The sequence below is a fragment of the Streptomyces sp. Ru71 genome (genome assembly GCF_002920535.1).
Taxonomy (GTDB): domain Bacteria; phylum Actinomycetota; class Actinomycetes; order Streptomycetales; family Streptomycetaceae; genus Streptomyces.
The window spans coordinates 25,665-49,357 of record NZ_PQSS01000056.1; the positions used below are offsets into that span (position 1 = coordinate 25,665).

The 23,693-nt window shown below is 74.2% G+C and carries 19 protein-coding genes; 9 read left to right on the top strand and 10 right to left on the bottom strand.

Annotated elements, in window-relative coordinates; genetic code table 11:
• Positions 1–21: 21 nt before the first annotated feature.
• The 4 genes from C3489_RS26975 (at position 22) to mshA (ending at position 7,082) form a co-directional block, all read left to right on the top strand.
• Entirely contained in the window at positions 22–2,865 is a 2,844-nt protein-coding gene (locus C3489_RS26975) for a SpoIIE family protein phosphatase (RefSeq protein WP_374936784.1), read from the top strand.
• Between the two features lie 186 nt (positions 2,866–3,051).
• Positions 3,052–4,230 (top strand): NAD(P)/FAD-dependent oxidoreductase, encoded by a 1,179-nt coding sequence (locus tag C3489_RS26980; protein WP_103784681.1) that lies wholly within the window; start codon positions 3,052–3,054, stop codon positions 4,228–4,230.
• Positions 4,231–4,382: 152 nt separating this feature from the next.
• Complete coding sequence (locus C3489_RS26985) at positions 4,383–5,765, top strand: L-serine ammonia-lyase (RefSeq protein WP_103784682.1); 1,383 nt, start codon at positions 4,383–4,385, stop codon at positions 5,763–5,765.
• A gap of 45 nt (positions 5,766–5,810) precedes the next feature.
• Entirely contained in the window at positions 5,811–7,082 is a 1,272-nt protein-coding gene (gene mshA, locus C3489_RS26990) for a D-inositol-3-phosphate glycosyltransferase (protein ID WP_103784683.1), read from the top strand.
• 7 nt (positions 7,083–7,089) lie between these two features.
• Here the strand turns inward: mshA and C3489_RS26995 are convergent, their stop codons facing one another.
• The 6 genes from C3489_RS26995 to C3489_RS27020 are packed head-to-tail and all read right to left on the bottom strand — an operon-like array spanning position 7,090 to position 13,447.
• On the bottom strand, positions 7,090–7,917 hold the full coding sequence (locus tag C3489_RS26995) for an ABC transporter ATP-binding protein (RefSeq protein ID WP_103784684.1): 828 nt from the start codon (positions 7,915–7,917) through the stop codon (positions 7,090–7,092).
• Positions 7,914–8,882, bottom strand: coding sequence for an ABC transporter ATP-binding protein (locus C3489_RS27000; RefSeq protein ID WP_103784685.1), 969 nt, complete (start codon positions 8,880–8,882; stop codon positions 7,914–7,916). Before C3489_RS27000 ends, C3489_RS26995 begins: the two co-directional genes overlap by 4 nt.
• Positions 8,879–9,691: an ABC transporter permease gene (locus C3489_RS27005; RefSeq protein WP_103784686.1), complete on the bottom strand. Its 813-nt coding sequence runs from the start codon at positions 9,689–9,691 to the stop codon at positions 8,879–8,881. The genes C3489_RS27000 and C3489_RS27005 overlap by 4 nt, the downstream gene beginning before the upstream one ends.
• Positions 9,688–10,638 (bottom strand): ABC transporter permease, encoded by a 951-nt coding sequence (locus tag C3489_RS27010; protein WP_103784687.1) that lies wholly within the window; start codon positions 10,636–10,638, stop codon positions 9,688–9,690. The genes C3489_RS27005 and C3489_RS27010 overlap by 4 nt, the downstream gene beginning before the upstream one ends.
• Positions 10,635–12,257 (bottom strand): ABC transporter substrate-binding protein, encoded by a 1,623-nt coding sequence (locus tag C3489_RS27015; protein ID WP_103784688.1) that lies wholly within the window; start codon positions 12,255–12,257, stop codon positions 10,635–10,637. The genes C3489_RS27010 and C3489_RS27015 overlap by 4 nt, the downstream gene beginning before the upstream one ends.
• Positions 12,254–13,447 (bottom strand): amidohydrolase, encoded by a 1,194-nt coding sequence (locus C3489_RS27020; protein ID WP_103784689.1) that lies wholly within the window; start codon positions 13,445–13,447, stop codon positions 12,254–12,256. The genes C3489_RS27015 and C3489_RS27020 overlap by 4 nt, the downstream gene beginning before the upstream one ends.
• Positions 13,448–13,545: 98 nt before the next feature.
• Here C3489_RS27020 and C3489_RS27025 point away from each other — a divergent pair, with 98 nt between their 5' ends.
• The 5 genes from C3489_RS27025 to C3489_RS39895 all read left to right on the top strand — a co-directional run bounded on the left by C3489_RS27025 (position 13,546) and on the right by C3489_RS39895 (position 18,771).
• Positions 13,546–14,211, top strand: coding sequence for a FadR/GntR family transcriptional regulator (locus tag C3489_RS27025; protein ID WP_103784690.1), 666 nt, complete (start codon positions 13,546–13,548; stop codon positions 14,209–14,211).
• The gene (locus C3489_RS27030; protein ID WP_103784691.1) at positions 14,208–15,590 is read left to right on the top strand and encodes an amidohydrolase family protein; all 1,383 of its coding nucleotides are present in this window, start codon (positions 14,208–14,210) and stop codon (positions 15,588–15,590) included. Before C3489_RS27025 ends, C3489_RS27030 begins: the two co-directional genes overlap by 4 nt.
• Positions 15,591–15,830: 240 nt before the next feature.
• On the top strand, positions 15,831–16,706 hold the full coding sequence (locus tag C3489_RS27035) for an alpha/beta hydrolase (protein ID WP_103784694.1): 876 nt from the start codon (positions 15,831–15,833) through the stop codon (positions 16,704–16,706).
• Positions 16,703–18,061 carry an MFS transporter gene (locus tag C3489_RS27040; RefSeq protein ID WP_219821980.1) on the top strand — a complete coding sequence of 453 codons (1,359 nt, stop codon included), beginning with the start codon at positions 16,703–16,705 and terminating at the stop codon, positions 18,059–18,061. Before C3489_RS27035 ends, C3489_RS27040 begins: the two co-directional genes overlap by 4 nt.
• Positions 18,058–18,771, top strand: a complete 714-nt coding sequence (locus C3489_RS39895; RefSeq protein ID WP_103784692.1) for a 4'-phosphopantetheinyl transferase superfamily protein — start codon at positions 18,058–18,060, stop codon at positions 18,769–18,771. The genes C3489_RS27040 and C3489_RS39895 overlap by 4 nt, the downstream gene beginning before the upstream one ends.
• A 13-nt stretch (positions 18,772–18,784) precedes the next feature.
• Here C3489_RS39895 and C3489_RS27050 read toward each other — a convergent pair whose 3' ends face one another.
• The 4 genes from C3489_RS27050 to C3489_RS27065 all read right to left on the bottom strand — a co-directional run.
• Positions 18,785–20,467, bottom strand: coding sequence for an ABC transporter ATP-binding protein (locus tag C3489_RS27050; protein ID WP_219821981.1), 1,683 nt, complete (start codon positions 20,465–20,467; stop codon positions 18,785–18,787).
• The gene (locus C3489_RS27055) at positions 20,464–21,372 is read right to left on the bottom strand and encodes an ABC transporter permease (RefSeq protein WP_103784693.1); all 909 of its coding nucleotides are present in this window, start codon (positions 21,370–21,372) and stop codon (positions 20,464–20,466) included. The genes C3489_RS27050 and C3489_RS27055 overlap by 4 nt, the downstream gene beginning before the upstream one ends.
• Positions 21,369–22,325: an ABC transporter permease gene (locus tag C3489_RS27060; RefSeq protein WP_103784697.1), complete on the bottom strand. Its 957-nt coding sequence runs from the start codon at positions 22,323–22,325 to the stop codon at positions 21,369–21,371. Before C3489_RS27060 ends, C3489_RS27055 begins: the two co-directional genes overlap by 4 nt.
• Before the next feature lie 19 nt (positions 22,326–22,344).
• Positions 22,345–23,693, bottom strand: a 1,349-nt coding sequence (locus C3489_RS27065; protein WP_258054958.1) for an ABC transporter substrate-binding protein, incomplete at its 5' end; no start/stop codon positions are given.

The window sequence follows — 23,693 nt, forward strand, 5'->3', positions numbered from 1 at the left end:
ACCCATACTGGAGGCATGGGCATGCAACGGGGTGAGTCCCGTCCGCCGGGCCCAGCGCGACCGGCCCGGCCGGCGGACGGCCGCGACGCCGCACAGCGGCCGGACGGGTCCGAGGACGGACGCGACGGTCCACAGCGGGCGCCCGCCCGCCTGCCGTCCGTGCTGAACGTCCACAGCGTCGCCGGCCAGGTCCTCCTCCTGCAGGTGGCCGTCGTCCTGCTGCTGGTCGTCGCCGCCGTCGTGGCCCTGGTACTGCAGGCCCGCAGCACCAGCCTCCAGGAGGCCAAGGAGCGCTCGCTTGTCGGCGCCGAGACCTTCGCGCACGCCCCCGGCACGCTGCGGGCCATGCGGTCCGCCGACCCGAGCGCCCTGCTGCAGCCGCGCGCCGAGGAGGCCCGCAGGCTGGCCCGGGTCAACTACATCATCGCCTTCAGCCCGGCCGGAATCCGCTGGACCCACCCCGACCCCCGGCTGATCGGCAAGCACGTCGTGGGCTCCTACGCCGACGCGCTCGCCGGTCATGTGCACCAGGCGACGTACGACACGCCCGGCGTCGGCCGTGCCGTGGACACGATGGTCCCGGTCACGGACGCCGACGGAAGGGTCGTCGGGCTGGTGTCCGTCGGCATCACGGTCAAGAGCGTCGAGCGCAAGGTGACGGAGCAGCTGCCGCTGCTGTTCGGCTCGGCCGCCGCCGGGCTGGCGCTGGTCACGATCGGTACGGTGCTGGTGAGCCGCCGGGTGCGGCGCCAGACGCACGGCCTGGAGCCGGCCGAGATGACCCGCATGTACGAGCACCACGACGCCGTGCTGCACTCGGTGCGCGAGGGCGTGCTCGTGGTCAGCGGCGAGGGCAGGCTGCTGCTCGCCAACGACGAGGCCCGCCGGCTGCTGGACCTGCCCGCCGACGCGGACGGCCGGCCCGTCGGCGAGATCGGCCTGGCCCCGCGCACCGCGGCCCTGCTGACGTCGGGCGCGGCCGCCACCGACGTGGTGCTCCTGGAGGGGGAGCGGCTGCTGGCGGTCAACGTCCGCCCCACCGCGCCGCACGGCGGCCCGGCCGGGAGCGTGGCGACCCTGCGGGACACCACCGAACTGCGCGCCCTGGCGGGCCGGGCCCAGCGGGCGCGCGAACGGCTGCAACTGCTGTACGAGGCGGGCCTGCGGATCGGCACCACCCTCGACGTGGTGCGCACGTCCGAGGAGCTGGCCGAGGTCGCGGTGCCCCGGTTCGCCGACTTCGCCACCGTGGAACTGCTCGACGCGGTCCGCCGCGGCGAGGAACCGGACGGCGGCAGCCCGCTCATGCACCGCGCCGCCGTACGCGGGGTGCGGGAGGGCCATCCGCTGCACCCGGCGCACACCGAGACCGCCCTCGTGCCCGACCTGCCGCAGATTCCGGGGCTCGAACGCGGTCACGCCGTGCTGGAGCCCGATCTGCGCGCCGCCCCCGACTGGCAGGCGCGGGACCCCGAGCGGGCGCGGCGGGTGCTGGACTTCGGCATCCACTCGCTGATCACCGCGCCTCTGCGGGCCCGTGGCATGGCGCTGGGCATGGTCGAGTTCTGGCGCTCGGACATGGACGCCTTCACCGAGGAGGACCTGGCCTTCGCCGAGGAACTGGCCGCCCGCGCCGCCGTCGCGATCGACAACGCGCGCCGCTACACCCGCGAGCACACCATGGCGGTCACCCTGCAGCGCAGCCTGCTGCCGCGCGCCCTGCCCGAGCAGTCCGCGCTGGACGTGGCCCACCGCTATCTGCCCGCGCAGGGCGGCGGCGTGAGCGGGGACTGGTTCGATGTCATCCCGCTGCCCGGCGCCCGGGTCGCCCTGGTGGTCGGCGACGTCGTCGGCCACGGTCTGCACGCGGCGGCGACCATGGGCCGGCTGCGCACGGTGGTGCACAACTTCTGCGCCCTCGACCTGTCCCCGGACGAGCTGCTGAGCCACCTGGACGAGCTGGTCGCCCACATCGACGAGAGCGAGCACACCGAAGCCGTGGGCGACGGCGAGCGCGCCGGCATCACGGGCGCCACCTGCCTGTTCGCCATCTACGACCCCGTCTCCGGGAAGTGCTGCATAGCCCGGGCCGGGCACCCCGGGCCCGCCGTGGTCCACCCCGACGGCACCGTCGCCTTCCCCGAGGTCCCCGTCTCGCCCCCGCTCGGCCTCGGAGCCGGCCTGCCGGTCGAGACCGCCGAACTGGAGCTTGCCGAGGGCTCGTTGCTCGCCCTGTACACCGACGGGCTGGTCGAGGACCGCGACCGGGACATCGACACCGGCCTCGCCCTCCTCACCGGCGCGCTCGCGCACCCCGGCCGGGACCCGGAGCAGGCGTGCCGGGCGGTGCTCGACTCCCTGCTGCCCGACCGCCCCCGCGACGACATCGCCCTGCTGGTCGCCCGCACCCGGCTGCTGGACCCCGGCCGGGTGGCCGACTGGGACGTGCCGAGCGACCCCGCCGCCCTCGGCCCGCTGCGCGCCGCCTGTATGCGCCGGCTGGAGGCGTGGGGCCTGGACGCCATCGCCTTCACCACCGAGCTGATCCTCAGCGAGCTGGTCACCAACGCCATCCGCTACGGCGCCGAGCCGGTGCGGCTGCGGCTGCTGTACGACCGGGACAGCCTGATCTGCGAGGTCGCCGACGGCAGCAGCACCTCCCCGCACCTGCGCCGCGCCGCAGCCACCGACGAGGGCGGACGGGGACTGTTCCTCGTCGCCCAGTTCGCCCGGCGCTGGGGAGTGCGCTACGCCGCCCGCGGCAAGGTCATCTGGAGCGAACAGTCCGTGGACGCCCCGGAGTCCGGGCCCGACGAGGCCCTGGGCGACGCCCTGCTGGACCAGTGGGACGACGCGGAACTCTGACCGGCGCCCTGATGCGCTCTTCGCAACGCCCTGCGTCATCCGGAACTCATGCCGCGCCTTCTCTTGACAACGCACCGGCCCGCCGAAAGCATGTTGCGCATAACGCTTGAAGTTGTGCTATCTGAAACAGCCTGAAACAGGCCGGACGAACAGGCCCTCTCCCTGTCGGCACCCCCGGAGGTCCCCATGAGCATCACCGTCGTCGGAGCGTCGCTGGCGGGACTGAGCACGGTCCGCGCACTGCGCTCGGAGGGCTACGACGGCGGCATCGTCGTCGTGGGGGAGGAGCTCCACCTCCCCTACGACCGGCCGCCGCTGTCCAAGGACTTCCTCAAGGGCGCTCTCGAAGAGGACGCCCTCGCACTCGGCGACCAGGCCGAGTACGACGACCTGGACGTGCGGTGGCTGCTCGGCGAGCGCGCCGCGGGCCTCGACCCCGCGGACCGCTCGGTGACCCTGGACTCGGGGCGCCGGCTGCGCACCGACGGCGTGGTCGTCGCCACCGGCGCGAGCCCCCGCATGCTCCCCGGCATGGACGGACTGGCCGGCGTCCACACCCTGCGCACCCTGGACGACGCCCGGGCCCTGCGCGCCGAACTGCTCGACGGCCTGCCCCGCGTCGTCGTCATCGGCGCCGGCTTCATCGGCGCCGAGGTGGCCTCCACCGCCCGTGGGCTCGGCCTGGAGGTCACCGTCGTCGAGGCGCTCGACATACCGCTGGAACGCCAACTGGGCCGCGCCATGGGCCGGGTGTGCTCCTCGCTGCACACCGACCACGGGGTGCGCCTGCTGGCCGGGACCGGCGTGGCGGGACTCACCGGTGACGGCCGGGTCGCCGGCGTACGCCTGACGGACGGGCGCGAGCTGCCCGCCGACATCGTCGTGGTCGGCGTGGGCGTGCGGCCCGCCACCGACTGGCTCGCCGGGTCCGGCGTCCAGGTCGACGACGGGGTGGTGTGCGACGCCGGCTGCGCCACCAGCGTCCCCGGCGTGGTCGCCGTCGGCGACGTCGCCCGCTGCCCCAACCCGTTCACCGGGCGCTACGCCCGCATCGAGCACTGGAGCAACGCCACCGAGCAGGCGGCGACGGCCGCCCGCACCCTGCTCACCGGTGTCCCGGCGCAGCCGCGGCCGACCGCGCCGTACTTCTGGTCCGACCAGTACCACGTGCGCATCCAGCTCGCCGGACACGTCGCGCCCGGCGCGGAGCCGCAGGTCGTCGACGGCGACCTCGACAGCCGCTGCTTCACGGCCGTCTACCGGCGCGAGGACACCCCCGTCGCGGTGCTCTCCCTCAACCAGCCCAAGCTGTTCAACCGCCTGCGCCGCACCCTCGCCCCCGCCACCGCGACCGCCACCGTGTGAGCCGCCGGGCACCCGCCCGCGACCGCGTGCGCCCCGGCCCGCCCGCGCTCGCGCGCGTCTGAGCCCGGGCCCCGCCCGTCCACCCGATCCCCCTCCCGCAGGGGCGTGCCCGCGACCTGCCGGCACGCCCCGCCCGTCCCCCGGAGTATGGCGTGGCAATCAGCGTCTTCGACCTGTTCTCCATCGGCATCGGCCCCTCCAGCTCGCACACCGTCGGCCCGATGCGCGCCGCCGCGATGTTCGCCGCCCGGCTGAAGACCGACGGCCTGCTCGCCCAGACCACCGCCGTGCGCGCGGAGCTGTTCGGCTCCCTCGGCGCCACCGGCCACGGCCACGGCACGCCCAAGGCCGTCCTGCTGGGCCTGGAGGGCAACGAACCGCACACCGTCGACGTCGTCCAGGCCGACCTGGACGTCGAGCGGATCCGCGCCACCGGGCGCCTGCGCCTGCTCGGCGCGGAGATCGGCTCGGCCCACGAGATCGGCTTCGACGCCTCCACCCAGCTCGTCCTGCACCGCCGGCGCTCCCTGCCGTACCACGCCAACGGCATGACCCTCTTCGCCTACGACGCCGACGGTGTGCCGCTGCTGGAGAAGACGTACTACTCCGTCGGCGGCGGCTTCGTCGTCGACGAGGACGCCGTGGGCGCAGACCGGATCAAGCCCGACGACACGCGGCTCACCCACCCGTTCCGCACCGGCGACGAACTGCTGAACCTCACCAGGGAGACCGGGCTGTCGATCTCCGCGCTGATGCTGGAGAACGAGAAGGCCTGGCGCACCGAGGCGGAGATCCGCGCCGGACTGCTGGAGATCTGGCGGGTGATGCAGGGCTGCGTCGCCCGCGGGCTGGGCCGCGAGGGCATCCTGCCCGGTGGCCTGAAGGTGCGCCGGCGGGCCGCGGCGGCGGCCCGGGCACTGCGCAGCGAGGGCGACCCGGCGCCCCGCGCGATGGAGTGGGTGACCCTGTACGCGATGGCGGTGAACGAGGAGAACGCGGCCGGCGGCCGGGTCGTCACGGCCCCGACCAACGGCGCGGCCGGCATCATCCCCGCCGTACTGCACTACTACCTGAACTTCGTCCCCGGCGCCGACGAGGACGGCATCGTCCGCTTCCTGCTCGCGGCCGGCGCCATCGGCATGCTCTTCAAGGAGAACGCCTCCATCTCCGGCGCCGAGGTCGGCTGCCAGGGCGAGGTCGGCTCCGCCTGCTCCATGGCCGCCGGGGGACTCGCCGAGGTGCTCGGCGGCACGCCCGCGCAGGTGGAGAACGCCGCCGAGATCGGCATGGAGCACAACCTCGGCCTGACCTGCGACCCGGTCGGCGGCCTGGTCCAGATCCCGTGCATCGAACGCAACGGCATGGCCGCGGTGAAGGCCGTCACCGCCGCCCGGATGGCCCTGCGCGGCGACGGCCGCCACCACGTCTCCCTCGACAAGGTCATCAAGACCATGAAGGAGACCGGCGCCGACATGAAGGTCAAGTACAAGGAGACCGCCCGCGGCGGCCTCGCCGTCAACGTCATCGAGTGCTGAGCGCGCGTGAGCCGCCCCGCAGACCACCGCCCGCGCCGCGTCGCGATGCTCAGCGTGCACACCTCGCCGCTGCACCAGCCCGGCACCGGCGACGCCGGCGGCATGAACGTCTACGTCGTCGAGCTCGCCAGGCGCCTCGCCGCCCTCGGCATCGAGGTGGAGATCTTCACCCGGACCACCTCCGCCGCCCTCCCGCCCGTCGTCGCCCTCGCGCCCGGCGTCCTGGTGCGGCACGTGACCGCCGGACCGTACGAGGGCCTGGCCAAGGAGGACCTGCCGGCCCAGCTGTGCGCCTTCACCCACGGGCTGACCCGGGAGTGGGCCGGCCGCCGCCCCGGCCACTACGACCTGCTGCACTCCCACTACTGGCTCTCCGGCCACGTCGGCCGGCTCGCCGCCGCACGCTGGGGCGTCCCCCTCGTCCACGCCATGCACACCATGGCCAAGGTCAAGAACGCCTCGCTGGCGGACGGTGACACCCCCGAGCCCGCCGCCCGCGTGCGGGGCGAGACCCACGTCGTACGGGCGGCCGACCGGTTGATAGCCAACACCGGTCGGGAGGCGGACGAACTGCTGCGCCACTACGACGCCGACACGCGCCGGGTCGCCGTCGTCCACCCCGGGGTCGACCTGGAGCGGTTCCGGCCCGACCCGGCCGGCGCGTCCGCCGGACGAGCCGCCGCCCGGGCCCGTCTGGGACTCCCGCAGGACGCGCTGATCCCGCTGTTCGCCGGGCGCATCCAGCCGTTGAAGGCACCGGACGTGCTGCTGCGCGCGGTGGCCCGGTTGCTGACGCGGCGTCCAGGCCTGCGCGAGAGGATCGTGGTCCCGGTGGTGGGCGGCCCGAGCGGCAGCGGTCTGGCCCGGCCGGAGGGGCTGCACAAGCTGGCGGCCTCGCTCGGCATCTCCGACGTCGTGCTGTTCCGGCCGCCGGTCGCGCAGGACACCCTCGCCGACTGGTACCGGGCGGCGTCCGTGCTCGTCATGCCGTCCCACAGCGAGTCGTTCGGCCTGGTGGCCGTCGAGGCGCAGGCCTGCGGCACCCCGGTGATCGCCGCACGCGTCGGCGGTCTGCCGGTCGCGGTGCACGACGGCGTCAGCGGCGTCCTCGTCACCGGCCACGACCCCGAGGACTACGCCCGCGCCCTGGGCCGCTTCGCCGACGACCCGTCCCTCACCGCCCGCATGGGCGCGGCCGCGGCCCGGCACGCCCGTTCCTTCGGCTGGGACACGGCCGCGGCGGCCACGGCGGAGGTGTACGCGGCGGCGCTGCGTGAGCGCCGTCCGGGCACCCGGCCGCCGGGGCCGCGCGTGTGACGCTCCCTCAGCCGGGCGGCCGCAGGCCCGTGGAAGGCACGGTCCCGGCCGGCGGGCGGCGCCGGGGGCGCCAGCCGGGGCGGGGGATCGCCGCCAGGAGCGCTCGGGTGTCCTCCTCCTCGGGGGCGCTCAGCAGCCGCGCGGTGGGCCCGCGCTCGACGACCCGGCCGCCGGACATCACGATCGCCGTGTCGCTGATCTGGTGGACGACCGCCAGGTCGTGCGAGATGAACACATAGCTGATGCCGCTGCGCTCGCGGATGTCGGACAGCAGGTTGAGGATCTGCGCCTGCACGGAGACGTCCAGCGCGGCGACCGCCTCGTCCAGGACCAGAACCCGCGGTTCCACGGCGATCGCCCGGGCGATGGCGACCCGCTGCCGCTGGCCGCCGGACAGCTGACGGGGCAGCATCGCGGCGTGCCGGCCGGTCAGCCCCACCGCCTCCAGCAGCTCCAGGGCGCGGCCGCGCCGCTGCTGCCGGCCGAGCGGGAAGTGCAGGGCCAGGGCGGTCTCGACGACGTCGCCGACGCGCTGCAGCGGGTCCAGTGAGGAGTACGGGTCCTGGAAGACCATCTGGATCTCCCGCGCCCTGCGGCGCCGTTCGGCGCTGCCGGCGCGGCCCGTGCGGGGACGCCCGCAGACATCGATCGTGCCGGCGGTGGGGGTCTCCAGTCCGAGCAGCATGCGGGCGACGGTGGTCTTGCCCGAGCCGGACTCGCCCACCACGGCCAGCGACTCACCCCGGTCGAGGGTGAAGGACAGACCGTCGACGGCGACCCTGCCCTTCCCGTACACCTTGCGCAGCCCCTCGGCCCTGACCAGGATCTCGGTCACGGTTCCTCCGCTCGTATGCAGGCGACTCGGGCGGTCCCCACCGCGGTGAGCGGGGGCCGGGCGGTCTCGCACCGGTCGGTGCGGACCTGGCAGCGGGGGGCGAAGGCACAGCCGTCGCCCGCCTCGAAGGCCGCGACCGCCCGGCCGGGGATGACGGGCAGCGGACGGACGACCCGGTCGATGCCGGGCCGTGACGCCAGCAGGCCGCCGGTGTAGGGGTGCCGGGGCGACGCGGTCAGCGCCTCGGCGGACTGCACCTCCACGATCCGCCCGGCGTACATGACGCCGATGCGGTCGCAGGTCGCCGCGGCCAGTTCGATGTCGTGGGTGATCAGCAGCATGGCCATGCCCCGGTCGCGGCGCAGTTCGTCCAGGACGGCCATGACCTCCGACTGGGTGGTCACGTCCAGCGCGGTCGTGGGCTCGTCGGCGAGCACCAGGTCGGGTTCCATCGCCAGCACCGAGGCGATCATGACGCGTTGCAGCAGTCCGCCTGACAACTCGTGCGGATACTGCCGCATCCGCCGCTCGCCGTCGGTGATGCCGACGTCCGCCAGGAGGCGTACGGCCTTGGCGCGGGCCCGCTCGGCGGGTACCGCGAGGTGGGTGACCATCGCCTCGGTGAGGAAGTCCCCGATGCTGCGCACCGGGTTGATGTGCGCGCGGGGGTCCTGGAAGACCATCGCGATCCGGCGTGCCCGCAGGGCGCGCAGCTCACGCGCCCCGAGGGTGAGCACCGGCGTGCCGGCGAAGGTGACCGACCCGGTCAGCCGTGCGCCGGGCGGGGTCAGCCGCAGCACGGAACGCGCGGTCATCGACTTGCCGGACCCTGACTCGCCGACCAGGCCGACGGCCTCTCCGGGGGCGATGGCGAGGCTGACGTCGTCGACGAGGGTGAGCCACTGCCCTCGCCCGGCCGGGACCTCCAGCCGCAGCCGGTCCACGGCCAGCAGGTTGTCGTTCATCGCGCACTCCCTCGATGAGCACCCATCCGGTCGCCGAGGACCGTCACCGCGACGACCACGAGCACGATGAGCACGCTCGCACTGACGGCCTCCATCGGCTGCCCGCGCATCGCCCCGTCCAGACCGCTCTTGACCATCAGCCCCCAGTCGGCGTCCGGCGGCTGAACCCCCAGCCCCAGGAAGGAGATCGCGGCCAGGTCGATGACGGCGAAGCCGAGCGCCGACACCGACTGGGCCACGATCAGCGGCCGCAGGTTGGGCAGCAGATGCCGCGCGCAGATGGCGAGGGCCGACCTGCCCTGCAGCCAGGCGGCCGCGACATAGGGCAGGTTGCGCTCCCGCAGCGCCGCACCCCGCACGACACGTGCCACGTACGGCGTGTACGCGACGGCCAGCCCGGCCACCACACCCGTCATCCCGGGGCCGGTCACGGCCACGGTCACCAGGGCGAACACGATGCCGGGCACCGCGAACAGCACGTCGAGCAGCCGGGACAGCACGGCGTCGACCCGCCCTCCGCACCAGGCGGCGGTGATCGCGAGGACGGTGCCCACCACGGTGGACAGCGCGATGATGACGAGCGGTCCGACCAGTGTCGTACGGGCCCCGAACATCAGCCGCGACAGGATGTCCCGGCCAAGCGCGTCACCGCCCAGCAGATGGCTGCCGGTGCTGCCGGTCAGCGCGGTGTACAGGTCGGGACGATCGGGGTCGTAGGGGGCCAGCAGCGGTGCGCAGACGCTGACCAGGACGACGATGACGAGCACCGCCGCGGCGGTCAGGCCCGCCGGGCCCAGACGTGTCCTCATGCCGCCTCCCGGGGAGACAGTCGGGGGTCGATCAGCGCGTAGCACAGGTCGACCACCAGATTGACGATGACGAACGCGGCGACCAGGACGAGGACCACGCCCTGCACCACGGCGAAGTCCCGCTGGAGAATGGCCCGCACCAGCAGCGAGCCGAGTCCGTCCAGCGCGAAGACGTTCTCCACGACCACGGAGCCCGCGATCAGCGAGGCCACGGTCAGTCCGGTGACCGTCACCACGGGGATGGACGCGTTGCGCAGCACGTGCCGGCGCACGATGTGGGACTGGGTGAAACCGCGGCTGCGTGCCGTCTCCACATGCTCGCGGCCCAGCTCCGCGCCCACCGCGCTGCGCGTGATGCGGGCGAGGAAACCGGCGCTGCCCAGGCTCAGGGCGACGGCGGGCAGGGTCAGGTGGTAGACGCGGTCGCCGAGCCCCGCCCCCGGGCCGAAGACCGGGAACCAGCCCAGGTCCAGGGCCAGGACGACGACCAGCACCACGCCCACGACGAAGGTCGGGGTGGCCAGGAAGACACTGTTCACCACCGACACCACGGTGTCGACCGGGCCGCCGCGCAGCGCCCCGAGCAGGCCCAGGGCCACGCCCACGACGACGATGATCACCGTGGCGTACAGCACCAGCAGCCCCGTCGTCGCCAGCCGGCTCGACATCAGGTCGGACACGTCCTGGCGGTAGACCAGGGACTGGCCGAAGTCACCGTGCAGCGCGTCGGCCAGCCAGCTGAAGTAGCGGGTCAGGAACGGCTCGTCGAGGTGGTACTGGTGACGGACCGCCGCGATCTGCTCGGGGGTGCCGCTGCGGTTGCCGAGCAGGAAGGCCATCGGACCGCCGGGGACGGTGTAGAGCAGCCCGTACACCAGGAACGAGGCCACGACGAGGACCGCGGCGAGGGCGGCCGCCCGCCGCGCCAGGAACGCCGGCCACCTCATGGCGCACCGATCCCGGCGGCCCAGGGGTAGTACAGGTAGGAGAAGGAGGCCACCGCTCCGGTGATGCGCTTGTTCATGTACAGGATGACGGGCAGGGAGGCGATGGGCGTCCAGGGGGCGTCCCGGCTGACCGTGGCCTGGATGGCGCCGACCAGCGCGGCGCGCTCCCGCGGGGCGTAGGCGGCCTGGGCCTGCCGTACGGGGCCGTCCACCGCGGCGTAGTCGTCGAAGTTGGAGCGGCCGCCCTTGGTGAAGACCCGGTAGACGTCCAGCGGGTCGGGCATGTTGCCGTACCAGGTGCTCAGGAAGGCGTCGATGCCCTGCCGGGCCTTGGGGTCGCTGTAGAGGTTGCCGTACTGCTCGACCGGGATCACCTTGATCCTGATGCGGAGCCCGAGGTCCTCCCCGGCGGCCTTGATGATGCTCGCGGTCTGCTCGTGCACCGCCGAGCTGCCCTGGATGCCGATGGTGAGAGCGTGGGAGGGCGGGCCGGCGTCGTGCAGGAGCCGCCGGGCGCGGGCCGGATCGGGGCGGGCGCCGGGCAGGGCGTCGTGGGCGCTGCGGAAGACGTCGGGGGAGTAGCCCCAGTAGTCGGCGTTGGCCAGGGTGCTCTCCGGGGCGGCCGCCCCCTGGAAGATGACCCGGGCGATGCCGGGCCGGTCCAGCGCGGCCGCAAGGGCCTCGCGTACGCGCGGGTCGGCGTACGGACCGGAGGTGGCGGCGCCGAGCAGGGTCCAGAAGGTGAGGGAGCGGCCGAGGGTGACCGATCCCGTGCGGGAGGCGCGCAGCTGGCTCAGTCCGGCGGGCGGCAGGTAGAAGTACTGTCCGTCGACCTCACCGGAGCGCAGGGCGTTGACCGCGGTGGTCTCGTCGGCGATGAAGCGGAACACCAGCGACCGTGAGGTGGCCCGCAGTGTGCGGTCCCAGTAGGTGTCGTTGCGGGTCAGGCGCAGGAAGTCGCCGGGCTTCCAGCCGGCGAACCGGAAGGGGCCGGTGCACATCAGTCCGCCCGTGGGGGAGCCGAGGCTCTGGCCGGCCGTGCGCAGGAACGACTTCTCCACCACCGCGCCGGCGGCGGTCGCCATGGCCTGGTTGAACAGCACGTCGGGCTGCTTGAGATCGACGGTGACCCGGTACGGGCCGGTCGCCCTGATCGAGGCGACGGTCTGGAAGTAGTCGCTCCACCAGGTGCCCTGGGCCGGGTCGAGGTGGCGGTTCAGGCTGGCCGCCACGTCGGCGGCGGTCATCGGGTGACCGTCCCAGAACCTGACGTCCTTGCGCAGGGTGTACACCCACCGGGTGGGCGTGGGGTTCTCGGCCTTCTCGGCCAGCCCGGGGCGGATCTTCAGATCGGGGGTGAGCCGCAGCAGGCTCTCGCACATGTTCGCCAGCGCGGTGTTCTCCGCGTAGTTGAAGGAGCGGATCGGGTCGAGCGTCTGCGGCTCGTAGGGCAGGTTCCAGGTGATCCGGTCCACGCCGTGGGACGCCGGCGCGGTGGTGGTGGCGAGGTCGGCCGCCGTGCCGGTCACCTGGTCGCCTCCCGGGGGCACGGTGCTGCACGCCGTCGCCGTGGCGAGCGCGAGGGCGCAGGTGAGCAGCGCGGGCCGGCGGGGGTTCACCCGGCACCCCCTTGGAGGCGGCCGTCGCGCGCGACGACGTTCCCGGCCCGCACCACCATGGCCGGCGTGGGGAGGTCGACCAGGACCTGGGCGACGGAGTCACCCGGCATCAGCAGGAAGTCGGCGGGGTCGCCGACGCGCAGGCCGGCGCGTTCCAGGCCCAGCACGTCCGCGCCGCCGTGCGCCGCCACGGCGTAGCACGCCTGAAGCTCCTCGTCCGTACGGGCGTCGGTGCGGTACGCCAGCAGATGGGCCCGCCGGACCATGTCGCCGTCCCCGAACGGGGTCCAGGCGTCGCGCACACCGTCGGAGCCGACGGCCACCCGCACACCGCGCTCGACCAGCGGCCACAAGGGCACGACGGGTTCGCCGCCCAGCGCGCACGTGATCACCGCCACGTCCGCGTCGGCCAGCAGGTCCGCGACGCGTTCCAACTCGGCGGCGTCGCAGTCGGACAGGCAGAACGCGTGGCTGATCGTCACCCTGCCCCGCATGTCCGCCGCCCGGGTGCGGCGGGCGATCTCGGCGATCTGCCGCAGGCCCGCCCGGTCGCGGTCGTGCAGATGGATGTCGATCGGGGCGCCGGTGCGCTCGGCGATGCCGAACAGCACGTCCAGATGCCCCTCCAGGTCGCCGTCGACGCCGACCGGGTCGAGCCCGCCCACGACGTCGGCGCCCTCCTTGACGGCCTGCTCCAGCAGGTCGGCGGTGCCGGGCTCGGTGAGCAGACCGAGCTGGGGGAACGCCACCACCTGAAGCTCCATCGCCGGTGCGACGGCAGCGGCGGCGGCGCGGACGCCGTGCACATGGGTCAGGCCGTGCACCGGTGACACATCGGCGTGCGCGCGCATCGCCCGGGTGCCGCGGCCGGCGGCCCGGGCGATCAGGGCGCCGGCGCGTTCGCGCACCGAGGCGGCCATCTCGCGCTGGGCGGCGACATCCGCCGCGATCAGCTCGCGCAGACTGCCGGCGGGCTCGCGGCTCAACCAGGGGCCGCCCCAGGCCGACTTGTCGGGGTGGATGTGCGCGTCCACGGGGGAGGGCAGGGCGAGCGCCCCGCCTCCGTCGACGACGACGCAGTCGTCAGGGCGGGTGCGGGGATCGACGGCCGCGACACGGCCGTCGGTCACCAGCAGGTCATGGGGATCGCCCCCATGGGGGCGGATGCGCGTGAACAGGGCGTGGGACATGCCAGCGCCTCCCTTCGAGTCGGGTCAAAGGGCTGGCTCTCCGTCGCCGGAGAGCCATATGGTTATCAAGTCATCAGATGACTGGGAAGAGGGGACGCATGAAACCGGTAGGACGGGTGTCGATCGTCGACACGGTGATCAACGAGCTGCGCGCGGAACTCGCCCGGGGTACCTGGCAGGTCGGAGACCGCATCCCACCGGAGGGCAAGCTCGCCGAGACCCTCGGCGTCAGCCGGCTCTCCGTCCGCGAGGCCGTCCGGGTCCTGGTCCACGCCGGACTGCTCACCACCCGGCAGGGCGACGGCACCTACGTCACCGCCACCGACGAGGGCCAGGTGGCGCTGCGCCGGCACTTCGACCGGGCGAGGACGGCGGACATCCTCGCCGTCCGGCGCGGCCTGGACGTGGTCGCCGCACGACTCGCCGCCACCCAGCGCACGGACGACGACCTGGCCGCGCTGCGCGAGGCCATGGAACGCCGGGAGGCCGCGGGCCGGGCCGGGGACCTGGACGCCTTCACCGACGCCGACGTCGACTTCCATCTCAGGATCGCCGAGGCCTCCCACAACCCGCTGCTCAGCGACCTCTACCGGAACATGAGCGACGCCCTGTGGGAGACCGTCAAGGCCAACCAGTGCATGGACGACGCCGGCGACGACCCCTTCCACACCTCGCTGTTCGAAGCCGTACGGGCCGGTGACCCGGTGGCCGCGACCGCCGCGGTGCTCGGCATCCTGGACGACTACCCGGAGGCACAGGAGTGACGACCGCCGACCTGCTCATCCGCGACGCCGACCTCGTCGTCACCCTGGACGAGGACCTGGGCGACCTGCCCGGCGGCTGGGTCGCCGTCACCGGCGGCCTGATCAGCGCGACCGGGGCCGCGACCGACCGGCCGCCCACCGCCCGCCGGGTCGTCGACGCCCGCGGATGCCTGGTCACACCCGGACTGGTCAACTCCCACCAGCACCTGTACCAGAACCTCACCCGCTCCGGCGACCGGCCGGACCTGGACGGCAGCCTGGAGTCCTGGTTCTGGCACTACTTCACCCTGTGGTCACGCCTGGACGAGGAGGCCGTCCGGCTGTCCACCGCGATCGGCATGGCCGAACTCGCCTGCTCCGGATGCACCACGACCGTCGACCACCTCTACCTCCACCCGCGCCCCGCTCTCGTCGACGCCCAGATCGACGAAGCCGCCCGGATCGGCATGCGGTTCACCGCCGTCCGCGGCACCATGACCATGGGCGAACGGGACGGCGGCATCTGCCCCGACCACCTCGCCGAGGACGAGGACGCCTTCCTCGCCGACTGCGAGCGGCTCGTCGCCCGCCACCACGACCCCGCGCCGTCCTCGACGGTCCGCGTCGCCCTCGGCCCCACCAACCTGCTCAGCTGCACCCCCACCACCATGACCAGGACGGCCGAGCTCGCCGAACGCCTCGGCGTCCGGCTGCACACCCATGTCGCCGACGACCCCGAGGAACACGCCTTCGTCACCGCCCGCTACCGGCGCCGCCCGCTGGAAGTCCTCGACGACCTCGGCTGGCTCACCGACCGCACCTGGCTGGCACACGTCGTCTACCCCTCCACCGCCGAGACGGCCCTGCTCGCCGGACGCGGCGTGGGCGTCGCGCACTGCCCGAGCTCCACCGTCATCGGCGGCGGACTCCCCGGCGGCCCCACCCCCGTACGCGAGATGCTCGACGCCGGCGTCGCCGTCGGCATCGGCTGCGACGGCGCCACCGCCGCCGACCACCAGTCCCTGTGGCTGGAGACCAAGACAGCCATGCTGCTGGCACGCCTGCGCGGTGGCACGGCCGACGCGATGCCGGCCCGCGACGCCCTGTGGATGGCCACCCGCGGCGGAGCCCGGGCCATCGGCCGCGAGGGCGAGATCGGCGTGCTGCGCCACGGCGCCTGCGGGGACCTCGCCGTATGGCGCATGGACACCCTCCCCTACGCCGGAGCCCTGGGCGACCCGGTCACCGCCCTCCTGCACGGCGGCCCCACCGGGGCGTGGCACACCGTCGTCGGCGGACGCTTCCTCGTCGAGAACGGCGAACCCCGCATCCCGGGCCTCCGGGAGACACTCCGTCACCACCGCGACGCCGCCCGCCGGATCCAGCACCGGCCCGTTTGACCGGCCTCTGACCTGTCCGAGGCAGTTCCCCGACGAAGAGGGAGCAGAGCTGCGGAACCTCACACAGACCTGTGGCGGCGGTGCTTGAACGGCCATCCCGCCCCAAGGATGCTGATACGCGAGATCCGCGCGACCTACAGGGAGTGGAGAGCCGTGGCCGTCGACAAGGGCCTGACCGCCGAGGCCATCGCGGCCCCACCCACCCTCGGCACACCGCCGGCCGCCCCCGTCTCCCCGGGCGTGCGCCGCATCACGGTGGCGGCGGGTCCCCTCACCCTCTCCGGGCTGCAGAGCGATCCACCCGACGGCCCGCCGCGTGCGCTCGTCGTCGCCCTGCACGGAGGAGGCATGAGCGCGGGCTACTTCGACGGTCAGGCCCACCCGGACCTGTCCCTGCTGACCCTCGGCGCACACCTCGGCTACCGGGTCGTCGCCCTGGACCGCCCCGGCTACGGCGCGTCCGCTGCCCAGCTGCCCGCCGGCCGGACCCTCGCCGAGCAGGCGGCCGACGTCGCCGCCGCCGTACGGCAGCTGGCCTCCGCCGAAGGGGCGGGCGGTGGCGTGCTGCTGCTCGCCCACTCCTTCGCCGGCAAGCTCGCCTTCCTGCTCGCGGCCGAACACGCCCCGGACGACCTGCTGGGGCTGGACGTCTCCGGATGCGGCACCCGGCTCGCGGTACCGCCGGAGCAGGTGCGGCAGGGCCGAAGCGTACGGCGGCTCAACTGGGGGCCGCTGAGCCTGTATCCGTCCGGCACCTTCCAGGCCAGCGCGACGGTCGTGGCGCCGATGCCGGAGCGCGAGGTGGACTCCGTCGGCGCCTGGGAGCGGCTGTCCGCCGAGATGCTGCCGGGGGTCCGGGTGCCCGTACGGCTGACCTTCGCCGAGCACGAGGCGTGGTGGCGGCACGGTGACGAGGACGTCGCCGACGTCGTCGGCCGGCTGGCCGCCGCGCCGCGCGTGGTCGTGGACCGGATGCCGGGCGCCGGGCACAACATCAGCCTCGGCTGGGCCGCACGCACGTACCACCTGCGGGTCTTCGCGTTCGTCGAGGAGTGTCTGCGGGGGCCGGGCCGCCCGGCCGCGTCCCACGTTCCCGTCACGGACGCGGGCCCGTGACGGGACACGTCCGGGAGGCGTTCCGCGCGCTGCGCGTACGCAACTTCCGGCTCTTCGCCGCCGGTCAGATCGTGTCGGTGGCGGGCACCTGGATGATGGTCGTCGCCCAGGACTGGCTCGTCCTCGGCCTGACGGGCGATTCCGGCCCCGCGCTCGCCACCGTCACGGCCCTGCAGTTCATACCCCTGCTGCTGTTCACGCTCCACGGCGGGCGGCTCGCCGACCGGCACGACAAGCGCGCGCTCCTGACCGCCGCGAACCTCGCCTCGGGCACCCTCGCCCTGCTGCTCGCGCTGCTCGTGTTCACGGACACGGTCCGCCTGTGGCACGTCTACGCGTTCGCCCTCGGCCTCGGCATGGCGAACTCCGTGGAGGTGCCCACCAGGATGGCCTTCGTCAGCGAACTGGTCGGCCCGCAGCTGCTGCCGAACGCCTCGGCCCTCAGCGCCGCCTACTTCAACGCCGCCCGGGTCGTCGGCCCCGCCCTGTCCGGCCTGCTCATCACCGCCGCCGGCACCGGCTGGACGATGCTCGTCAACGCCGCCAGCTACGGCGCCACCGTGGCGGGGCTGCGCCTGATACGCCCCGCCGAACTGCACCGGGCGCCGCGGGACACGACCCGGGCCCGGGTTCTCGACGGACTGCGTCACACGGCCCGCCGAGGGGATCTGACGGTGCCGATGGCGCTGGTCGGGGCGGTCGGGCTGTTCGGGATGAACTTCCAGCTGACGCTGCCCCTGCTGGCGAAGTCGGTGTTCCACTCCGACGCCTCCTCCTTCGGCCTGCTGACGACCGCGTTCGCGTCCGGCTCACTGGCGGCGGCGTTCGTGACAACCGCCCGCCGCGGGCGGCCCGCCGCCCGTGTGGTGACCGGGTCGGCCATCGCCTTCGGGGCCGTGGAGGCGGCCGTCGGCCGGGCGCCGTCGTACGCGGCGGCGGTGGCGCTGCTCTTCCTCACCGGATTCACCGCGATCTACTTCGCCCAGGCGGCGAACCACTACATCCAGCTCGGCAGCGATCCGCGCTACCGCGGCCGGGTGCTGGCGCTCTACACCCTCATCCTGCAGGGCTCCACCCCGCTCGGCGCCGTGCTCGTCGGCGCGCTCACCGACCGCTGGGGCGTGCGGTCCGCGCTGCTCACCGGCGGGCTGGTCTCGCTGGCCGCGGGCTGCGCCGCGGCGCTCGCACACCGGCGCTGCGCCCGGCGCGCGACGCACGGCGGTGAGATCCGGTCGGCGGAAGGTCATGAGGCACAGGGCGGGGCGGGAGCCCCAGGCCGGCGGGAAGCCCACGGCGGGCCGGGAGCCCAGGGCGGTCAGGAGGCCCACGGCGCCCAGGAGGACGTACGCCCATGACCCGGCGGACCAGCGTTCCGGGCGAGGCAGCCGTCGACCTGTGGCTGCTGCGCACCCCGGACCTCGACGAGGACGCCCTGGCCCGGGCGTGGCGGCTGCTGGACGACACCGAACGACGGCGTGCGGCCACCTTCGCGACCCCGCGCGGCCGTGCCCGGTACGTGGCGGCCCACCTCGCCCTGCGGCGCGTGCTCGCCGGCTACACCGGGGTGCCGGCCGAGGCGCTGCGGCTGGGCCGGGCGGGAGCGGTGGGCGAGGGCTCGCGGCCCAGGGGGCGTCCGGTGCTGTGCGATGCCCCGGCTCCGGTGCACTTCTCCCTCTCCCACAGCCACGGCGTGGTCGCGGTCGCGGTGGCGGCCACGGAGGTCGGCGCCGACGTGCAACGGGTCTGCTCCCTCGGCACGGTCGAGGCCTGCCTGGCGCGGCTGCACCCGCGCGAGCGTGCCGAGCTGTGCCAGGTCGCCGAGGCGGACCGGGCACGGGCCTTCTCCCGGCTGTGGTCCCGCAAGGAGGCGTACCTCAAGGCCCTCGGCACCGGGCTGTCCCGGGGCCTCGCCGCCGACTATCTGGGCGAGGCCGACACCGGGGCGCACCCGGCGGGGTGGAGCGTACGCGACGCCCCCGCCCCGCCCGGCTACGCGGCCGCGACCGCGCTGCGCGGGCTCACCCCGCACACGGTGACGGTGCGTCAACTACCGGACGTCTCATAGGGAGCCGGGCAGTTCACCGCACGATGAACCCCCGGCCGGCCCCGGGCACCGACGCGAGCAGCTCCTCCGTCCACGGGTGCTGAGGCGCGGTGAACACCGACTCGACCGGGCCGCACTCGACGAGCCGGCCGTGGCGCATCACACCGACACGGTCGGCGATACGGCGGACCACGGCCAGGTCGTGGGAGATGAACAGATAGCCGATCCCGGACTCGCGCTGGAGCTCCATGAGCAGGTCGAGGATTTGGGCCTGGGCCGAGACGTCCAGCGCGGAGACAGGTTCGTCGCAGACCACGAGGTCCGGCCGGAGCGCCAGCGCACGGGCGATCGCCACGCGCTGACGCTGCCCCCCGGACAGCTCCGCCGGGCGCCGCCGCAGCAGCGCCGCCGGCAGCCGCACCCGGTCCAGCAGGTCGGCGGCCTGCCGGGCCCGCTCGGCACGGCCGGCGAGACGGTAGGCGCGCAGCGGCTCGGTGACGATCTCGGCGACCGGCAGACGCGGGTCGAGGGAGGCGTACGGGTTCTGGTAGACGATCTGCATCCGGCGGCGCAGCCGGCGCAGCCCGGCTCCCCGCAGCCGGGTGACGTCCTCGCCGTCGAAGGTGATCCGTCCGCCGGTCGCCTCGGTGAGGCGTACGAGCAGGCGCGCGGTGGTCGACTTGCCGGAGCCCGACTCGCCGACCAGCGCCAGCGTCTCGCCCCGGGCGATCCGCAGACTGACACCGTCCACGGCCCGCCGCGCCGGAGCCCGGCGCGCAGGGAACTCCTTCACCAGGTCCTCCGCCACGAGCAGGTCCGCCGCACGGGACGACGGCGACGGCCCGGGTTTACTCGGAGCGGCCGTCGCCCGGGCCTGTGTCCTGGCCGTCGTCGGGCGTCGCGGCGGGGCGAACGCCGGTGCGGCGGCCAGCAGCGCACGGGTGCAGGGGTGCTGCGGGGCGCCCAGTACGTCGTCCACGGGACCCGACTCCACGATCCGGCCGGACGACATCACGGCGATGCGCTGGGCGCGGTCCGCGGCGACGCCGAGGTCGTGAGTGATCAGCAGGACCGCCGTGTCCGCTTGCCGGGTGAGCGCCCCGAGGTGGTCGAGGATCGCGCGCTGCACGGTGACGTCCAGGGCGCTGGTGGGCTCGTCCGCGACGAGCAGGCGGGGACGTGCCGCCAGGGCGACGGCGATGAGGACGCGCTGGCGCATGCCGCCGGACAGTTCGTGCGGATACCGGCGGGCCGTCAGGTGTGGATCGGGCAGTCCGGCCTCGCCGAGCAGGTGCACCGCCCGCCGGCGAGCCGTGTCCCGGTCGGGGGCGAGCCGGTGGATCAGCAGCACCTCGGCGACCTGCCGGCCCACCCGCTGCACCGGGTTGAGGGAGACCATGGGGTCCTGCGGGACCAGGCCGACGGTCCGGCCGCGGTGAGCGCGCAGCGTGGCCTCGCCGGCGCCCGCCAGGTCGGTGCCGTCGAGCCGGACGGCGCCGCCCTCGACACGGGCGCCGGCCGGCAGCAGGCCGAGCACCGCGTGCGCGGTGGTGCTCTTGCCCGAGCCCGACTCGCCCACCAGTGCGACGACCTCCCCGGGACGCACGCTCAGGCTGACGCCGCGCACGGCGGGGACCAGGCCGGTCCGGGTGCGGTAGGAGATCAGCAGGTCCTCGATGTCCAGCAGGGGCGCGGACAGCGACGGTCGGGTCGTCAACGTGTCTCCTCGGTCTCGCCGTCCAGGGCGCGGGCGATGCGGTTGGCGGCCAGCACCGTGGCCGCGATGGTGAGTCCGGGCAGGGTGGTCAGCCACCAGGCCGAGTCGAGGTAGTCGCGGCCCCCGGCGACCAGCGAGCCCCATTCGGGCTGCGGGGGCCGGGCGCCGTAGCCGAGGAAGGACAGCGAGGAGACCTGGAGCACCACCCCGCCGAAGTCGACGGCCGCGTACACCAGCACGGGCGCGGCGGCGTTCGGCAGCACATGGCGGGCCAGCACCGTGTACCAGCGGCAGCCGCCGGCCCGCGCGGCCTCCACGTACGCGGTGCCCGCGATCCGCAGGACCTCCGCCCGCATGATCCGGGCGAACATGCCGACACTCGTCACGCCCACCGCGACGGCGACCTGCACGGTGCCGAAGCCCAGCGCGGTCACCAGGGCGAGGGAGAGCAGCAGCCCGGGCACGGCGAGCAGGACGTCGGTGAGCCGCATGAGCACGCTGTCGGCGCGGCCGCCCAGGTAACCGGCCAGGAGCCCGATCAGCGACCCCGCCACCAGGCCCACCGCGACCGCCAGCGTGGTGGCCCGCAGGGTGAGCGCGCACCCGTGCACCACCCGCGCGAACAGGTCCCGGCCCAGCTGGTCGGTGCCGAACAGATGGGCGGAGCCGGGCGGTTGGAGCTTCTCGGGCGGTACGCCCGCCAGCGGGTCGCGGGAGGTGAACAGGGCCGGGAAGAACGCGGCGAGCAGGACCAGCCCGACCAGCGCGACCGACAGCACCAGCCCCGGCCTGGCCAGCCAGAACACGGCGGTACGGCGGGCCCGGGACGCCGCGGGCCGCGTCGCACCGGGCGGGCGTACGGCCTCGTCGAGGACGGGAGGGTCCTCGGTGGTGGCGTCGGTCATGAGGCCACCACCGGCCGCGATCCGGTGGCGATGCGCGGATCCAGCAACGCGTGGACCACGTCGACCACGAGGTTCGCCAGGACGAACGCGCACGCCCCGAAGACCACCAGCCCCTGGACGACGGGGATGTCCTGGGTGGTGACCGCCGTGGCGGTGGTCCGGCCGATGCCGGTGCGGGAGAAGACGCTCTCCACGACCACGGACCCGGCCAGCACGCTCCCGACGAGGACGCCCGCGACCGTCAGCGGCGGGGCCAGTGCGTTGCGCGCCGCGTGCGCGAAGTGCACCCGGGCCCGGCCCGCCCCCTTGGCCAGGGCGGTCTGGACGTACGGCTCGTCCAGGGCCGTGCGCAGGCTCTTGGCGAAGACCTGCGCGACGAGCCCGGCGGCGGGCAGCGCCAGCGTCACGGAGGGCAGCACCAGCGAGCCGATCCCCTCGTTGCCGAACGCGGGCAGCAGCCCCCAGTGGAACGACACCACCTGCACCAGCGTGAGCCCCACCCAGAAGGTGGGCGCCGACACCCCGGCCGACGGCAGGGACAGCAGCAGCTGCCGCAGCCAGCGGCGCCGGGTGTACGTGCCGAGCAGGGCCACCCCGGCCCCCAGCGGGAGGGCCAGGAGCAGGGCGCCCGCGGTGAGCTGGAGGGTGGCCGGCAGCGCGTCCGCGATCATGCGGGCCACGGGTTCGCCGGTCTGCACCGAGCTGCCGAAGTCGCCCCGCAGAGCGTGCCCGAGCCCGTCCGCGTACTGCTCGGGCAGGGACCGGTCCAGGCCGTACTGCGCGCGCAGGACCGCGATCTGCCGCGGCGTCACGGCGCCTGCGTCCCCGCCCCCCGCCGCCATGATCGTCACCGGATCGCCCGGCAGTACGTGGAGCACCGCGAACGACACGGTGTAGGCGGCCCAGAGCACCAGCACCGCCTGGGCCGACCTGCGCAGAAGATAGTTCCTCATCATCGCCTTCGGGGAGCCGTCAGGACAGCCAGGTGTCGTGGAACTGCAGCCTGGACGAGGCGTCGAACTGGAGGTCGTGCACGGAGCGGGCGAGCCCGAAGACACTGGTCATCTCGAACACCGGGATCTGGTAGGCCTGTTCGAGGACGCGGCGCTGCGCCTTGGCGACCTCCTGCGCGCGTCGCTCCGGGTCGGCCGTGGCCGCCTGGGCGTCCAGGGAGCGCTCCAGTTCCGGGTCGTGGATCCGGGAGAGGTTGAGCAGCTTCCCGGAGAACGCCGTCCGCAGGATGTCGGGGTCCGTGCGGGTGCCGTTGCCCCACGCCAGGTCGTAGTCGCCGGCCGCCCTTGCCTTCTGGTAGTCGGCGATGGAGAGGACCTTCAGGGTGAGGCCGATGCCGGCCTTCCTCACCTGCTGCTGGATGAGTTCGAGCGCCGACTGGTTGGGGCCGAAGTTCGTGCCCAGGATCACCGTCAGGTCCAGGCGCCTGCCGTCCTTGACCCGGATGCCGTCCGGTCCGGGCCGCCATCCCGCGCGGTCGAGCAGGGCCGAGGCCCGTGCCGTGTCGTGCCCGAGCAGTGCGGAGTTGTCCGCGTAGTCGTCGGTGCTGCTGGCCAGGGAGCTGGTGGCGGGCCGGTAGCTGGGGCTCAGGACGGTGTCGACGACCTCCTGCCGGTCGACGGCGGCCTGCAGCGCGCGCCGTACGGCGATGTCCCGGGCGACCGGGCTCGCGGTGTTGGCGCTGAGCGCCACGGGCACGCCGGGGTTGGGGCGGCCCACGACGGTCAGGCCCTGGGTCTTGAGACCCTTCTCGTCCTGCGGAGCGACGCCGGCGATGGCGTCGACCTGACCGGACTTGAGGCTGCCTGAGCGCACGCCCGACTCGGGGACGACCCGGAAGGTGATCCTGTTCAGGCGGGCGGGTCCCTGGCTCTTCCACAGCGGAGAGCCCCAGGCGTAGCCCTTGCGCCGGCTCAACTCCACCGACTTGTTCGGCGTGTAGCCGTCCAGCGTGAAGGGACCCGAGCCGATCAGCGGCCCGGTGCACCGCTGGTCGGCCGGGCGGCGCAGGGTGGCGGGGGAGAGCAGGCCGAGGGTGAGCGTCGACGTCGCCTGCAGGAACTGCGCGTTGGGGCCGGCGAAGTCGACCTCGGCGGTCCGCGCGTCCAGCACCTTGGTGCCGCGGTAGCCCTGGAGGAACCCCGAGCCGAGGATCGACTTGGCGCCGAGCGCGGCCACGGCGTCGAGGTTCTGCTTGACCGCCGCGGCGTCCACCGGGGTGCCGTCGCTGAACGTGACGCCCGGGCGCAGATGGAAGGTGAACCGTGAGGCGTCGCCGCCGACTCCCAGGACTGCGCCAGCCACGGCAC

Coding starts and splice junctions, on each gene's coding strand:
- C3489_RS26975 (WP_374936784.1), top strand. CDS start 22: ATGCAACGGGGTGAGTCCCGTCCGCCGGGCCCAGCGCGACCGGCCCGG.
- C3489_RS26980 (WP_103784681.1), top strand. CDS start 3,052: ATGAGCATCACCGTCGTCGGAGCGTCGCTGGCGGGACTGAGCACGGTC.
- mshA (WP_103784683.1), top strand. CDS start 5,811: ATGCTCAGCGTGCACACCTCGCCGCTGCACCAGCCCGGCACCGGCGAC.
- C3489_RS27000 (WP_103784685.1), bottom strand. CDS start 8,882: ATGAACGACAACCTGCTGGCCGTGGACCGGCTGCGGCTGGAGGTCCCG.
- C3489_RS27005 (WP_103784686.1), bottom strand. CDS start 9,691: ATGAGGACACGTCTGGGCCCGGCGGGCCTGACCGCCGCGGCGGTGCTC.
- C3489_RS27010 (WP_103784687.1), bottom strand. CDS start 10,638: ATGAGGTGGCCGGCGTTCCTGGCGCGGCGGGCGGCCGCCCTCGCCGCG.
- C3489_RS27020 (WP_103784689.1), bottom strand. CDS start 13,447: ATGTCCCACGCCCTGTTCACGCGCATCCGCCCCCATGGGGGCGATCCC.
- C3489_RS27025 (WP_103784690.1), top strand. CDS start 13,546: ATGAAACCGGTAGGACGGGTGTCGATCGTCGACACGGTGATCAACGAG.
- C3489_RS39895 (WP_103784692.1), top strand. CDS start 18,058: ATGACCCGGCGGACCAGCGTTCCGGGCGAGGCAGCCGTCGACCTGTGG.
- C3489_RS27055 (WP_103784693.1), bottom strand. CDS start 21,372: ATGACCGACGCCACCACCGAGGACCCTCCCGTCCTCGACGAGGCCGTA.
- C3489_RS27060 (WP_103784697.1), bottom strand. CDS start 22,325: ATGAGGAACTATCTTCTGCGCAGGTCGGCCCAGGCGGTGCTGGTGCTC.